Source organism: Paenibacillus lautus NBRC 15380, assembly GCF_004000945.1.
Lineage (GTDB): Bacteria > Bacillota > Bacilli > Paenibacillales > Paenibacillaceae > Paenibacillus_AQ > Paenibacillus_AQ lautus.
In genome coordinates this window covers 397,103-411,401 of sequence record NZ_BIMF01000001.1, presented here as the reverse complement: position 1 = coordinate 411,401, position 14,299 = coordinate 397,103, and the positions used below count along the sequence as shown (strand labels likewise).

The window sequence follows — 14,299 nt, the reverse complement described above, 5'->3', positions numbered from 1 at the left end:
ATTAAATCCTCCGGCAAAACACCAACATTCTACGCTTGGCACAGGCCCCTACGTGGTGAATGAAGGATTTGAAAAGTAATGTTTAATTCCTTGCAGAAGGGTTAAATACATGACATAGCAGCAACAAAAAAACAACTTAGGAGTGATGAACAATGGCTAACAACAACGGTAACAAAATGAGCAGAGAAGAAGCGGGACGCAAAGGCGGCGAAGCAACGGCCAAGAATCACGACAAGGAGTTTTATCAAGAAATCGGCCGTAAGGGCGGAGAAGCCACATCCGAGTCACATGATAAGGAATTCTATGAGGAAATCGGACGCAAGGGCGGAGAATCCCGCGGCAATCAGAATAATAACGATTAAATCAATCTACAATCCAAAAATAGCAAGCTTTTAAAAAGCAGCGGCGGTTCCCGTTGAACGGAATCCGCCGCTGCTTTATTTTTGAGCTAACCGTAACCGCCGAGCCCGGCGTTTGCCGGACGCTGCCAAGCTATCTTGAATTTAAGTCCATCGCGCCGCCCACAGCTTCATTTCCTTGCAGATGACATGCAGGTCCATGCCTTTCGGCGTCAGCGTGTATTCCACCGTAACCGGAACGGTAGGGAATACTTCGCGTTCAAGCACGCCCTGTTCCTCCAGATGGCGGAGCGTCGTGGTCAGTGCCCGCGGACTGACATTCGGGATTTGCCGCTGCAGCTCGCCGAATCGTTTCGTGCCCCCAAAGAGCTCGCGGATGACGAGAAATGCCCATTTCCCGCCTAAGACCACCAGCGTTTTTTCGATATTACATTCGATATGATCGGGAGTTTTCGGTATGTAACTGCTCGATTTATTTCCCATAACGGTAGGCTCCTTCCGGTATTCTATTAACTATACTCAAGTATATCAGCTATCCTTCTTATAATATAGTGAAGAACATTTCACTTCTTCCCTGTGAATAGGAACTACTTTAAAATAGCAAATGTAGCATCCAAGTTATTCTATTGAAGGAGGATTTGCCATGAAATACAGAAGATTAGGACGTACAGGTCTCAAGGTCAGTGAGATCAGCTTGGGAAGCTGGCTTACATATGGTGGTTATGTTGAACGCGAGAATGCGGTTAACGCGATTAAAACGGCCTATGATCTTGGCATTAACTTTTTTGATACGGCGAACGTCTACGAGAAGGGCGCAGCCGAAGTGTTGGTTGGCGAAACCTTGAAAGCGTATCCGCGCGAGTCTTACGTGCTGGCAACCAAGGCATTTTGGCCCATGGGCGATGGCCCGAACGATCGCGGCTTGTCCCGCAAGCATATTATGGAGCAGGCGCATGCCAGCTTGAAGCGGCTTAACCATGATTACGTGGATATTTTCTACTGCCACCGTCATGATCCGGAAACGCCGCTAGACGAAACGCTTCGGGCGATCGATGACCTCGTCCGCCAGGGGAAAGTCCTCTATGTCGGCGTCAGTGAATGGCAGGCATCGCAAATCGCGGAAGCGTTGACGGTAGCGGATCGCTACCTGCTCGACCGCATTGTCGTTAACCAGCCGATCTACAATATGTTTGAGCGTTACATCGAGAAGGAAATCATTCCGCTCAGCGAGCGTTCCGGGATTGGGCAGGTGGTATTCTCACCGTTGGCACAAGGTCTGCTGACAGGTAAGTATACCTCCGCTTCCGATATTCCAGAGGACAGCCGTGCCGCGAAGCTGGAATGGATGCGCAAAGGCATTACCGAGGAGAAAATCGCGAAGGTTCGCGAGCTGGAGAAGATTGCGGCAGAGCTCGACGTGTCCGTGGGCAATTTGGCGCTTGCATGGATTCTGCGTCAGCCGAACGTAGCCAGTGCGCTTGTCGGCGCAAGCCGTCCAGAGCAGGTAACCGAGAACGCGAAGGCATCCGGCATTGAGCTCAGCGAAGAGGTTCAAGCTCGCATAGAAGAGATATTGAAATAGTGCAGTAGTTCAAGGGTAGTTCAAGCTACAGTGCCGTCTAAATAATGGTTTCTAAATCTAGATGAAAAAAACAGAGCTGCGCCAAAGGGGCATTCGTCCCTAGCGCAGCTCTTCTATTTTTAATAACGCTGTTTACCCCAGCCGATAAGTCGCGAACGGCTTGGCATGAACAAAGTCGTCGCTGATTTCATCCAGGCTGGAACCCAGTGCCTCATCGACCTCAATCTCCAGGCTCTTCAGGTTATCGTCCAGCTGCTCGGTTTTCGTAGCGCCGACAATAACGGTCGAGACGGCAGGGCGATTCATCAGCCAGGCTAGGGACAGGGCACTTGGGGAATGGCCATGCTCTGCAGCCAGCTGACTGACCTGCTGCCCGAGTTTCAGATTGCGATCTTCCAGGAAGCGATTGAAGTTGGGGTCCGTTTCCGCACGGGAGCCGGCAGGCGTGCTTGCGCCCTGACCGTATTTGCCGGTGAGAATGCCGCCGGCCAGCGGGAAATACGGGATGATGCCAACGCCCTGATCAAGGCAGAGGGGAACAAGCTCTAGTTCCGGCGTCCGGTCGGCGAGGGAATAACTCGTTTGGGTGGATACATACCGGGTGTATCCGCGCAGCTCGCTGATCCCAAGCGCCTTCATGATTTCCCAGGCGGCATAGTTGGAAGCGCCGATATATCGGACCTTGCCCGATGTTACCATGTCGTCCAGCGTACGCAAGGTTTCCTCAAGGGGAGTATTGGGATCAAACGTATGGATCTGATACAGGTCCACATAGTCGGTTTTCAGCCGCTTCAAGCTGTTCTCCAGCTCTTGCTGCAGATGATAGCGGGAGGAGCCTCGTTCGTTCGGCCCTTGGCCGTTCACAAGACCGGCTTTCGTAGCTAATACGACGTTATGGCGTTTGCCGGCAAGCGCTTGTCCAATGATGCGCTCGGATTCCGAGCCCGCATAAATATTGGCGGTATCGATGAAATTAATACCACGATCCAGTGCATGGTCTATGATGCGGGTGGATGTTTCTTGATCGGCTCTTTTGCCAAAAGCATTCGTTCCAAGACCGAGCTCCGAAACCTTCAGTCCGCTGTTGCCAAGACGACGGTAGTTCATCTTGATCCACTCCTTTATGTATAGATTTCCTATAGTATAAACATGTTCCCGGAATCGGTTCAAATGGATCGAGCGCGAAAGAAAGATATAGATGTAAGATTCTACATCTTTTTTGCCTATTTCTTTAGCCTAATCGATGAAGAAGTTTGTGACTAAAATCTAAAGTTGCGCAAATAGCCTTAGGGCTCCTTGCGATTGGCCAAATATTACGATAGGATAGTTACGTACGATTTGGAAGGGGGATTATCATATGAATGAAGCGATTTTTAACCAATTGGATTTTGCCAGAGGAGGGACACTAAAGTCGATCGAAAATGTAACGGAGCAAGAGGCTGATATCATCCCGGAAGGATTTGCGAATAGCATTCGCTGGAACTTGGGACATATCTACACCGTGCATGAGCAGTTCGCTTTTGCAACGGCGGGCGAGTTGCCCCGTCTTCCGGAAGGATTCGAGGCTTGGTTCGCAACCGGAACCAAACCTGCCGATTGGACGTCGAAGCCGCCTGCGCTGTCCGAACTGGTGGAGCTTTTGCAGGAGCAAACGACCCGTATCCGCGAAACCTTCTCGAATCGCCTGGACCAGGCGTCGGCTCATCCGCTGACGATCGGTCCCTTGACGTTCCAAACCGTGGGAGAATTTCTTGTGTTCAGCTTGTATCATGAAGGAATGCACACGCAAACGATCAAGGCTTACAGAAAATTGATAAAGTAATACGATGAACACGAAACGATAGAAGGGTGCCTTGCGCATACCTTCTATCGTTTTTGTTTGTCGCTGCGGTGATCGATCCTTATAATGGAATCAGTACAGAGGGGATCATCGATTGGAGGATATGACGACTATGGCGATTGAAATCGAACGCAAATACCTTTTGGAGGCTTACCCGGAAGACTTGATATCGGAAGGAACCATCGTGGTCGAAAAAGAGCAGTTCATCGAGCAGACGTATTTGGCGCTGGATGGGGATCAGGAGCTTCGGGTCCGCAAAATAACGGATGTGAAAACGGGTCAGCTTGAATTCACCCATACGTTCAAAAAAGGGTGGGGGATTGCCAGGGAGGAAATGGAGTACGCGATCTCCGAAGGACTCTATGACCAAGTGGTGAAGGCACATGGCGCAATTCCGCTGACCAAGAGACGGGTAACCGCCCGATGGGGCAGCACGATCATCGAAATCGACGATTATGCGCAGATAAGCTTGCTGGTGCTGGAAGTAGAGTTTCCTTCCATGGAAGCTGCAGATGGCTTTGTCCCGCCGGCATGGTTCGGACAAGATATCAGCACGGATAAACAATACAGCAACAAGAAGGTATGGCGGGATCTGCAGCTGCATGCAGGCAGGGAAGCCTAACGGATATAGTCACGAAAGGGATGGCCGACATAGGAAACGCATGCAACTAGGATGTGGATACTGGGCTTTCTCATATGATTGTAAGAAAGGCTCTTCGCGGGTGGTCATGTTTGACCGCTCGCAAGAGCCTTTTTTATGGCATTCAGCCAAAATCCTGTAGTATGGCGAACCATATTTGACGATTGCAGGGTGTTTTGAGCAGCGATCGACTTTTTTTGACAAGAGTATTGTAAACGGTTTATTATTATAATATAATATTATCATGATAATTAATTATTATATTGTAAGTGATGACACTCATAAAAAATGATGGTTTATCAGAGAAGGGAGAGGCTCTTCATGAATGGAAACCAGCAGCTGCTTGAAAGCTATTTTCCGATTGCTTCTTTTATCGCGGCGATCATCGGACCTCAATGCGAGGTGGTCGTTCACGATATCAGCGATCCGGAACGCTCCATCATCTTTATCGAGAACGGCCATATAAGCGGACGCAGGGTCGGCGATGCCTCGACAGACCTCGTATTGAAGATTTTGAAGGCGGAGGCCTACCGCGAAGAGCAGTTCATCGCGAACTACAAAGCTTCCAGCGCGCGGGGGCAGACCTTCCGATCGTCTACGTATTTTATTAAGAACGGGAGCGACGAGCTGGTTGGCCTTATGTGCCTTAACATCGACATCACACATATGGAGGTTGCGGCCGACTGGATCAACAGCATTTTGCGCGGAGGTTCACTTACGCCGCCGGCAGCCCTGGATGCACCCAAGGAGGACAAGCCGTCCACCGAATACCTGCAGGGGAACGTGGACGATTTGCTTCAGCACATCATCCAGACCGTCCTTGGTAGAATCAGCATTCCGGCGGACCGTTTATCTTCGAACGAGAAGATCGAGATTGTGAAGGAATTGAACGAGCAAGGCGTGTTTCTGCTGAAGGGCGGAGTTTCGAAGGTTGCCGCGGCTTTATCCATATCGGAGCCTACCGTGTATCGCTATTTGCAGAAGCTGAAATAAGCGGCTTGTACCCTAATATTCAAGTAGTGCATCTTGAAACAATGGAAGGTGACATCATGACATATAACTTTGACAAGGTCGTCAGCCGGTTTGGCACGAACAGCGCAAAATGGGACGGGATGGCGCAGAGCATGGGGAGCGACATGATCGCTCTCTCCGTGGCGGATATGGATCTGCCGGCACCGCCTATGGTGGTGGATAAGGTGGCAGAGGCAGCTCGTCACGGCATTTACGGATATACCGATCCGTTTCCGCCTTACTTCGAAGCTGTCCGTACATGGCTCGATAAGGCCTATGACTGGCAGGTCGAGCCCGATTGGATCGTATTTTGTCCGCGCATTGTGCAAGCCGTTTCGGTCATTATTCAGAAATTCACGGAAGCCAGAGACAGAATTCTTGTCCACACGCCTGTTTATCAGCCTGTTGCGAAAGCGGTTACGTTAAATGACCGGATATTGGTTGAAAGCCCGCTAAGACTTGTGGACGGAAGGTATGAGATCGATTTTGACGATATGGAACGGCGGATGAAGGAAGGGGTCAAGATGGTCCTGCTCATATCCCCTCACAATCCGGTGGGCCGCGTATGGACGAGGGATGAGCTTGAACGCATGGCGAAGTTTTGCATCCGGTATGACGCACTGATCGTGTCCGATGATATTCATGCTGATTTCATTCATGAGGGACACGAGCATACCGTCATCGCCAAGCTGTCCGAAGAGGTTGCGAATCGTTCCATTATCTGCACGTCACCGGGCAAAACCTTTAACCTGGCTAGTCTCGAGATCGCTAACATCATTATTCCCAATGCTGCGCTTCGGGAGCGGTTTAAACACGGTCTGCTGCAGGCCGGAATTCATAATCCCACATTCTTCTCCGTGCCTGCGTTGGAAGTCGCATACACATCGTGTGATGAATGGTTAACGGAACTTCGTGCTTATATCAAAGACAACATTGCTTATGCCCGAACTTTCATAACGGATCATATGCCTGAGCTGGCCGTGATCGAACCTGAGGGGACGTATCTGTTGTGGGTCGACTGTACGGCCGTGAGCAGCCATGAAAAGGATTTGGTGGAGTGGATCCAGGAAAAAGCGCGCGTCAGCGTCAGCTTCGGTTCATCCTTCGGTCCCGGAGGTGAAGGCTACATCAGGGTCAACGTGGCTGCGCCGCGCCCTGTATTGAAGGAAGGTCTGGAGCGGCTTGCCGCGGCTTATCCGCTGCATCGTTAACAACCAAAGTTTAAGAGATCAGAATGAATAAACTTCAAAGGCTTACCATCCTTATCTCGCAAGAAAAAATTCCGCTATATGCGGTCTGTCTTCTGAGAAGGTACGTCGATAGAGGTTTTCTTATTTACATCCAGGGGGAATCCATAATGGTTAAGCCAAAAGAGGAACGTACGATAAAGCAGCCGACCATGTTTCTGGCGCTGCTTCCGATTTTTACGATGGTGATTTTGCTGTGCCTTGGTTACGTATTATTTGAGCTGCCGCCCGAACCGCTGATTATTGTATCAGCCATTGTCGCAGGCCTGATCGCGATCAAGCTGGGTTACAGCTACAACGATATATTGGAATCCATCTCGCAAAAAATTGCGAAAACTATGCCCGCCATCCTCATTCTGATTGTGGTCGGATTTATGATCGGCGCGTGGATGGTTGGCGGGACCATCCCCATGATGATCTACTACGGCCTAAAAATCATCGATCCGCAGTTTTTGCTGATCACCGCTTTTCTCGTGACGTCCGTGGTCTCCGTATGTACGGGCACCTCCTGGGGTTCCGCAGGGACCATCGGGGTTGCCTTCATGGGAGTTGGCGCCGGAATGGACGCCAATCTTGCGGCTGTGGCCGGAGCGGTTGTAGCGGGGGCTTACTTCGGGGACAAGCTTTCGCCCCTTTCGGATACAACCAACATCGCGGCTTTGTCCACTGGCGTTAATCTGTATGAGCATATCAGCCATTTGCTGTATACAACGCTACCGTCCTTTTTCGTGGCGGGGATCGTATACGTAGTCACGGGATTGAACACACATGTGTCCAGCACCGGGGTTCCTGAGAAGGTGACGGAGATCATGAACACGATGGCAACGATATACGATTGGAATGTGCTTCTGATCCTGCCCGTGCTGATCGTCCTGTACGGCTCGATCACCAAGAAGCCTACGATTCCCGTCATGCTGCTGTCATCGTTCGTAGCAATGGCGAACGGCATGATATTTCATGGGTTTACGCTGCAAGACGTTGTGACTTCGGTTGTAAGCGGATTCGATATCGCGATGGTACATGTTAGCGGTTTTGATCCGAACGCTGTCATTGCGGATATTCCGCGTCTCATTAACCGGGGCGGCATGAGTTCCATGATGGGGACATTGCTTATCTGTTTCAGCGCGATCACATTTGCCGGCACGATATCGCTGACCAAATCGCTGGAGCTGATTGTCGATAAGCTCTTAAAGCATGTGCGTTCCACGGGATCGTTGATCCTGGCCACAATTGCAACAGGCTTGACCATGATCGGTGTGACCAGTAACGGGCAGGTCTCCATTCTGATGCCGGGCGAGATGCTCCGTGAGGCTTACATCCGGCGCGGTCTCCATCCGAAGAACCTGGGGCGTACGGTAGAGGATTCTGCCGCCATTACCGAACCGATTCTGCCATGGACGGCAGCGGGTGCCTATATGGCCGGTACACTGGGCGTAGCGACACTATCCTATTTACCTTGGGCGGTGCTGTGCTGGACTGGCATTATTTTTGCGACGATCTGGGGTTTTACCGGGTTCGGTATTGCGAAGCTTACCCCCGAGCAGCAGGAGGAAATGCTAAAGGAATACGAAAAAGCCGCATAACGGGAACCGGAACTAGCCTCATGCGGATGATGCAGGATCTGCAACGGTCCATTCATGCAGGATGGATCAGGAACTGCATCGCTCCAATTCATGCAGGATGAATCAGGATTGAATATTTCTTTGGAACAAGGCAACAAATCATTAATATAAATGCGTGAATCTATACGCTAAAGAGGAGAGAACACCATGACACAACAAGAGAGAAAAACCATCGCAACCCAGCAGGCTCCAGGAGCAATCGGCCCTTATTCCCAAGCCGTGCAATACGGAAATCTTCTGTTTACATCCGGCCAGCTTGGTATGGATGCGTCGGGGCAATTTGCGCCGACGGTGGAAGAACAGGCGAAACGCTCCCTGCTTAACGTGAAAGCGATCCTGGAAGCTGCCGGCTTCGGCATGGAGCATATCGTCAAGACGACCGTCTTCCTGAAGGACATGAACGATTTTCAAGCAGTCAACGAGGTGTATGCTTCTTTCTTTGCCGAACCGTATCCGGCACGGAGCGCCGTAGAGGTTGCCCGATTGCCGAAGGATGGTCTTGTTGAGATTGAAGTGGTAGCCAGCAAGCCGTAATAATAAGCGCTCTTCGAGGTAACTAAACATAAAGTTATAAATGAGGTTGAGCCAAACGGCCGGGCATTATGCCCGGCCGTTTTGTTTCAGCGACTGAAGTATCTTTGTTTATTTCGTACGTCCATAATGCTTCCCGTAAGACAGAACCTTATAGTACAGGCTGTGATCTTTTAACGTTTTGAGCGGATAAATTTGAGGTCTGGTGTTAACCTCGAGAATCCAGGGTCTTCCGCTTGCATCCACGGCGACATCCAGTCCCAGTTCCTTGAAGCCGCGATAGTGGCGGTCAAAGTTTTTGCCCACGGCAACGCCGAGTCCCTTGAGTTCAGACTCGAGCTGCTGGGTGAAGGCCGGGCCGAAATTGGCGCCGCTCATCGTCTTTTTGAACGTGCCGATGGAGCCGCCCTGATTATAATTGGTGGCGACTTTGTTCGGTTTGCCCACCTTCGTGAATAGGGCGGTGCTGCCCCAGGTGCCCTGCCTAGTCTTCTGGACCATCACCCGGATATCGAACGGCTTGCCATTGCTTTTGGCCAAGCGAATTCCTTTTTGCAGCAGATAAGGTCTGCTCCCCGCAAAGCGATTCAGATCGCGGTACAATTGAGATGAGCTTGAGTACGACGTTTTCGTCGTGTTCAGCTGGCTTGTGTAGCCCCCGTCTGTTTTGCGAATCCGGATAATGTTCCTGCCGCCTGAACCATCCGTGGGTTTAAAGAACACCGTGGAGTAGCTCGCCAGCATGGAGTTCAGGTTTTTTTTGCTGAACGGCAGCGTGTGCGGCACGTACTGCCTGAAGTAAGCATCTTCGTTTAACCATTTCGTTTTCTTCCACTTGCTTTTGATGGTACTGCTTTTATAGCTCATAGTTAAGAGGCTCACCCCTCTTTTTTTGTTCAGCATATGCGGAAAAAGTAGAGCAAGCCTCCACGATGGCCTTGATCCAAGCTATGTGCTCGAAAACAATTTTTTATCGAAAAACAATAAGGTGATAAATAAAACTGCTGCGACAAGCAGAATCGACGCCGGAATGATAAAGGCCAGCAGGGTTGCCGTATTCTGCGTTTGATAATACATCAGCATGCCGAGAGGCATGATCCCGCCCCCGAGAATACTCGTCCAGAAGTGCAGCGCAGCCGTCTTTCTCATACTGAGTTTTTCTCGAAACACGTAGTAGAACATGCCATAGGCAAATAAGGTCAGCCAGCCTACCACCAGAATATGTGCGTGGCCTGCAACCATGCTGTAGTTGCTTTTTCCTGCCATGTCCGCTCCGATCAAAGCGCCGATGAGCATATAGATTGCCGCAATCCGCATCAGCCACTTGCTGTATTTCAACATGGATAAATCGCCCCCTTGCATCTGAATCAGTCCCAATATACAAGAGTTATATGAACGGAGCATGAACAAAACAGGAACGGAATTGAACAGGGGAACGTCATCTACTATAATCAAATAGATCTGAACTAGAAGGAGAGAATTTCCAGGTGCGAAGCCCACTCATTGCTTACTGTCTTTCGAAGAAAGCTGCAGTCGAGGACTATCCGTTCGGACCGCTTCCGATCGTCATGAAGGTTGGCGGCAAAATGTTTGCCCTGATTACCACAACGGCAGGAGAGAAGGTCAGCCATATTTCCCTGAAATGCGATCCGGTGATCGCGGAGAATTTGCGCCAGCAGCATGACGCCGTGCAACCTGGGTATCATCTCAACAAGAAACATTGGAATACGGTTGCCGTGGATGGTTCCTTAACGGAAGCGGACCTCCACGATATGATTGATCATTCCTATGATTTGGTGCTGAAAAGTTTACCGAAAGCTCAGCGCGTTGCGATCTCTCAGCGGCTGGTATGAGGCCTGCTGAAATGAAGTATCGCCCTGTGGCAGTGGAGGCAGAAAACATCCATTTGCCAGAGGGCGATTATTAGATGATACCATCAAATGTGACCGGTTTCGTATCAGAAGGGTCTCATTCCCAAAGTATCTACTTTCTCTCCGGTAATATCAACGCCCATACGGCTTGTAATATCGCGGTAATGGCCGGCGCGCCGCTGTACCGGGCTGCCTTCGGTTTCACCGATGTTGGCTTCCAAGCCGTTCAAGACCATCACGGTCGTACCGAAGCCGGGATCGCCCAGCCCTCTGAACTTCTCGAGCGGGGAAGGCTTCCATCTGCCAACCATCACGTCATGGGCGGAAGGCTTCGGGTCCTGCGGCGTCATCCAGAACAGGATGGCGGTCATGTAGCCGATCTTGCCGTCAGCGGCAACGATCTCCGGATGGTCCAGCAGCACGCTTTTGTCACCATAAATGATGGAACTGAACAGGCCGTAATTAAAGTTCCAGCTGAGCATGATCGGTCCCCGTCCATAATAGCGTTTGTCTGGTGTTCCGGGATACAGCTCAGCGCTGTCAGGATCGACGAAGGCATCCTTGTTGACGCCAGTCCGGCCGGCGATGTTCTCGTTCCAGAACAAACCCCAACGGAGCGGTCCTCCCGGAGCCGTAGCCCAGCCTCCGCCCGTCTCGTGGGACAGATTGGCGAGGAAGGCTGCCAGCTCGCGCTTGCGGTCTTTCTTGAAACCTTCCTTCAGGAAAGTGCCACCGTCAATGATAACGGTTTCAATCGCTTGGTTAAGGTTCTCAGCCGCATGGAAGTCAGCTGAACGCACAACGAGTGTTTCAACGCGGGCGTCCTTGTCTAATCGGTAAATCTCCTGCGCGGAAGGGGTTCCTTGCCGCGTGTTGACCTTGATCTTCAGATTGGAGACCTCCGCGACCGCGTGGATGAGATTATCGTATGAGAAATAGTCCGTCTGATCGGCTTTGTAGTATTCTTTGCCCTTGGCGACTTTATACCATTCCGCCGAACCTAGCCGGTAAGGGAACAACGCCTCGAAATCTTCCTCCGAGAGCAGCGCTTTAACGGCGGCGATCGCCTTCTCCGGTGTGTAATCCGGATCGAGCCCGTCCCAGTTCTGGTCGATCTCCTTGCGGCTGATTAGCCGGTGCTCTCCGATCGCCAGGGAACGGGTTGGATTCTCCGTGATTTGTGCTGGACCCGAGGGGCTGGATTGGGTGCTGGATGGCGTTTTCGTTGGTGATGCCTCGGCTTGGGGCGCTTCATCGGCTGCAAAGGCATGAAGCGGGGTCATGAGGAGCGCAGCGCCGAGGGCTGCAATCATACTTCGCTGGATCATGCTGCGAGATAACGGATATTTCCATACGGTCATACACATTCTCCTCTATATCATTGGGATTGGATTACACTGCCATCATATATACGGTATGTTGTTTTGTACATAGTCAGGAAATCCCACGATATAACGCGCGGTTGACACTGAAGGGAACCTCTAGCGCGACCAAGCGGGTTGAGATGTGACGATAGGCAGGGGATTTGCTGTGGAATCACCAAGGATACCGTCGAAGTTCGAATACCGGCATTCGCAGCATCCTCCAACTTGATGACTAGTTTTTTAACGCAAAAACATTATAATGTTATTATGTTTTTGATTCTATCAATCTACTAATCTATGGAAAGGATGCCTCACTCCATTTTGTTCTGTTCATTTGCGTAATTTCATATATATATTAGAGATTCATCATCTTATAGACGAAGAAGGGTTAACTGACATGAGTTTATTTGTTCGCGAAAAAGGGTTCTACAAAAGCTTTTTCTGGCTGACGCTTGTGATCGGGATGCAGAACCTGATATCGGTCGGCGTGAACTTGTCGGACAACGTCATGCTGGGAGGATACAGTGAATCGGCGCTATCGGGCGTTGCGCTCGCGAACCAGATCCAATTCCTGCTGCACATGCTGGTTTTGGGCGTATGCGAAGGGTTGGTCATCATGTCGTCCAGATTTTGGGGAGCGAAGGATCTAGGCTCCATCAAAAAAGCGGCAAGCATCGGCATGCGCATGGCCATTTTTCTCAGTATTGTGTTATGGGCAATCGTGTTCTTTTTCCCGCATGAGGTATTGTCCTTGTTTACGAACGAAGAGAATGTCATAGCCGCCGGCGTGGACTATTTACAAATCATCTGTTTCTCTTATATCTTTTTTGCCGTCACCAATTCCTTGCTGGCTTCATTGCGAAGCGTGGAAACGGTGAAAATCGGCTTTGTGGTATCGTTATCGACCTTGATTATCAACATCTGCCTGAACTATATCCTCATCTACGGGTATTTGGGTTTTCCCGAACTTGGCGTGGCCGGATCGGCTATCGCTACCCTGACGGCCAGGATCATTGAATGCGTGATCGTCATCGTTTATATTAAGCGGTTTGATCGTAAAATCTTACTGAAGATGCAGGATTTCCTGCAGTTCGATATGGAGCTCTTCAAACAATACATTCGCGTAGGCTCCCCGATTCTGCTGTCCAACACGATATGGGGGCTTGCCATGGCGGCACAAACCGCCATCCTGGGGCATATGGGAGAATCGGCGATTGCCGCCAACAGCATTGCCACAACGATTTTCCAGATGGTGACTGTCATCGTATACGCTTCGGCCAGTGCAACGGCTGTGCTGATTGGGAAGACCATCGGAGAAGGTTTGATGGACAAAATCATATCCTATGCCAAAACGCTGCAGATTCTGTATATCCTGCTCGGCTTGCTGACGGGCGCTGTGCTGTTTGTGCTTAAGGATTTTGTGCTGGGCTTCTACTCCATATCCGAGGAGGCGAAAACCCTCGCGCTGCATTTCATGACGGTGTTGTCGATCACCGTAGTCGGAACGGCTTATCAGATGCCGGCCTTGACGGGCATTGTGCGAAGCGGGGGAGACACCCGCTTTGTGCTCTACAACGATTTGATTTTTATGTGGCTGATCGTGCTGCCCTCATCAGCATTATGCGCGTTCGTGTTCCATTTATCACCGCTCGCCATATTCATTTGCTTGAAGTCCGATCAGATTCTGAAGTGTTTTGTGGCGATCGTGAAGGTCAACCGATTCAAATGGATACGATCCTTCAGCTCATGATGGATAGACGGTTGTCATGAGTTTGCTGCCATGATCGTGAGGGCACTCGGTTTGCCTGGGGCGAAGGGCGAAGTCCCTGCTTTTCAGGATGTCAGCGCAGGCGACTGGTATAGCGGAATCATTGCACAAGCCGTGCAGTATGAGCTTCTTCAGGGATATGAGGACGGCTGTTTCCGTCCAGATCAAGGCATTACGCGTCAAGAGGCCATGGCGGTCATGGCGAGAGTGATGAAGCTGGCAGGAATAACGAGTGCCGTGAATGAGATGGAAGCAGCAACCGTCCTTTCCTCTTTCGGAGACCGTGAGGACTTGTCCGATTGGGCCAAACCGGCTGCGGCAGTCCTTGTGAAACAAGGAATTGCCCAAGGAACCGACGCAGGGCTTAAGCCGCTGCAGAAGCTGTCCCGAGGCGAGGCTGCCGTCATGCTGCAGCGGTTATTGAAGGCCGCAGAGCTGATCGATTGATACTAAACACAGATTGG

General features: G+C 50.8%; 15 protein-coding genes and 1 pseudogene. 11 read left to right on the top strand and 5 right to left on the bottom strand.

What is annotated here, in order from left to right; all coding sequences use genetic code 11:
- Positions 1–152 precede the first annotated feature (152 nt).
- Positions 153–359, top strand: a pseudogene (locus PLA01S_RS01800) (KGG domain-containing protein); the annotation flags it as partial.
- 144 nt (positions 360–503) lie between these two features.
- On the opposite strand, the gene PLA01S_RS01795 reads toward PLA01S_RS01800, so the two are convergent.
- Positions 504–842: a winged helix-turn-helix transcriptional regulator gene (locus tag PLA01S_RS01795; RefSeq protein WP_127589785.1), complete on the bottom strand. Its 339-nt coding sequence runs from the start codon at positions 840–842 to the stop codon at positions 504–506.
- A gap of 160 nt (positions 843–1,002) precedes the next feature.
- Here PLA01S_RS01795 and PLA01S_RS01790 point away from each other — a divergent pair, with 160 nt between their 5' ends.
- The gene (locus PLA01S_RS01790) at positions 1,003–1,941 is read left to right on the top strand and encodes an aldo/keto reductase family protein (protein ID WP_127589784.1); all 939 of its coding nucleotides are present in this window, start codon (positions 1,003–1,005) and stop codon (positions 1,939–1,941) included.
- Between the two features lie 132 nt (positions 1,942–2,073).
- Here the strand turns inward: PLA01S_RS01790 and PLA01S_RS01785 are convergent, their stop codons facing one another.
- On the bottom strand, positions 2,074–3,048 hold the full coding sequence (locus PLA01S_RS01785) for an aldo/keto reductase (RefSeq protein ID WP_127589783.1): 975 nt from the start codon (positions 3,046–3,048) through the stop codon (positions 2,074–2,076).
- Positions 3,049–3,298: 250 nt separating this feature from the next.
- On the opposite strand from PLA01S_RS01785, the gene PLA01S_RS01780 reads away from it, so the two are divergent.
- From PLA01S_RS01780 to PLA01S_RS01755, 6 genes are all read left to right on the top strand, one after another.
- A complete protein-coding gene (locus PLA01S_RS01780; protein ID WP_127589782.1) occupies positions 3,299–3,763 on the top strand; it encodes a DinB family protein in 465 nt (154 codons plus the stop codon).
- A gap of 130 nt (positions 3,764–3,893) precedes the next feature.
- Positions 3,894–4,403, top strand: coding sequence for a CYTH domain-containing protein (locus PLA01S_RS01775; protein ID WP_127590086.1), 510 nt, complete (start codon positions 3,894–3,896; stop codon positions 4,401–4,403).
- 339 nt (positions 4,404–4,742) lie between these two features.
- Positions 4,743–5,414 carry a helix-turn-helix transcriptional regulator gene (locus PLA01S_RS01770; RefSeq protein WP_127589781.1) on the top strand — a complete coding sequence of 224 codons (672 nt, stop codon included), beginning with the start codon at positions 4,743–4,745 and terminating at the stop codon, positions 5,412–5,414.
- Between the two features lie 56 nt (positions 5,415–5,470).
- Entirely contained in the window at positions 5,471–6,643 is a 1,173-nt protein-coding gene (locus PLA01S_RS01765) for a MalY/PatB family protein (RefSeq protein ID WP_127589780.1), read from the top strand.
- Positions 6,644–6,789: 146 nt separating this feature from the next.
- Positions 6,790–8,262: a Na+/H+ antiporter NhaC gene (gene nhaC / locus PLA01S_RS01760; RefSeq protein WP_127589779.1), complete on the top strand. Its 1,473-nt coding sequence runs from the start codon at positions 6,790–6,792 to the stop codon at positions 8,260–8,262.
- Between the two features lie 186 nt (positions 8,263–8,448).
- On the top strand, positions 8,449–8,835 hold the full coding sequence (locus PLA01S_RS01755) for a RidA family protein (RefSeq protein WP_127589778.1): 387 nt from the start codon (positions 8,449–8,451) through the stop codon (positions 8,833–8,835).
- A gap of 108 nt (positions 8,836–8,943) precedes the next feature.
- Here PLA01S_RS01755 and PLA01S_RS01750 read toward each other — a convergent pair whose 3' ends face one another.
- Positions 8,944–9,699: a YheC/YheD family protein gene (locus PLA01S_RS01750; RefSeq protein ID WP_127589777.1), complete on the bottom strand. Its 756-nt coding sequence runs from the start codon at positions 9,697–9,699 to the stop codon at positions 8,944–8,946.
- A gap of 81 nt (positions 9,700–9,780) precedes the next feature.
- A complete protein-coding gene (locus PLA01S_RS01745) occupies positions 9,781–10,173 on the bottom strand; it encodes a hypothetical protein (protein WP_100540530.1) in 393 nt (130 codons plus the stop codon).
- Between the two features lie 146 nt (positions 10,174–10,319).
- Here PLA01S_RS01745 and PLA01S_RS01740 point away from each other — a divergent pair, with 146 nt between their 5' ends.
- Positions 10,320–10,685, top strand: coding sequence for an MmcQ/YjbR family DNA-binding protein (locus PLA01S_RS01740; protein WP_127589776.1), 366 nt, complete (start codon positions 10,320–10,322; stop codon positions 10,683–10,685).
- Between the two features lie 104 nt (positions 10,686–10,789).
- Here the strand turns inward: PLA01S_RS01740 and PLA01S_RS01735 are convergent, their stop codons facing one another.
- Positions 10,790–12,064: a chitinase gene (locus tag PLA01S_RS01735; RefSeq protein WP_127589775.1), complete on the bottom strand. Its 1,275-nt coding sequence runs from the start codon at positions 12,062–12,064 to the stop codon at positions 10,790–10,792.
- Positions 12,065–12,464: 400 nt separating this feature from the next.
- On the opposite strand from PLA01S_RS01735, the gene PLA01S_RS01730 reads away from it, so the two are divergent.
- Both PLA01S_RS01730 and PLA01S_RS01725 read left to right on the top strand, forming a co-directional pair.
- A complete protein-coding gene (locus PLA01S_RS01730) occupies positions 12,465–13,817 on the top strand; it encodes an MATE family efflux transporter (protein ID WP_127589774.1) in 1,353 nt (450 codons plus the stop codon).
- A 30-nt stretch (positions 13,818–13,847) separates the two neighbouring features.
- A complete protein-coding gene (locus PLA01S_RS01725) occupies positions 13,848–14,282 on the top strand; it encodes an S-layer homology domain-containing protein (protein WP_127589773.1) in 435 nt (144 codons plus the stop codon).
- Positions 14,283–14,299 lie beyond the last annotated feature (17 nt).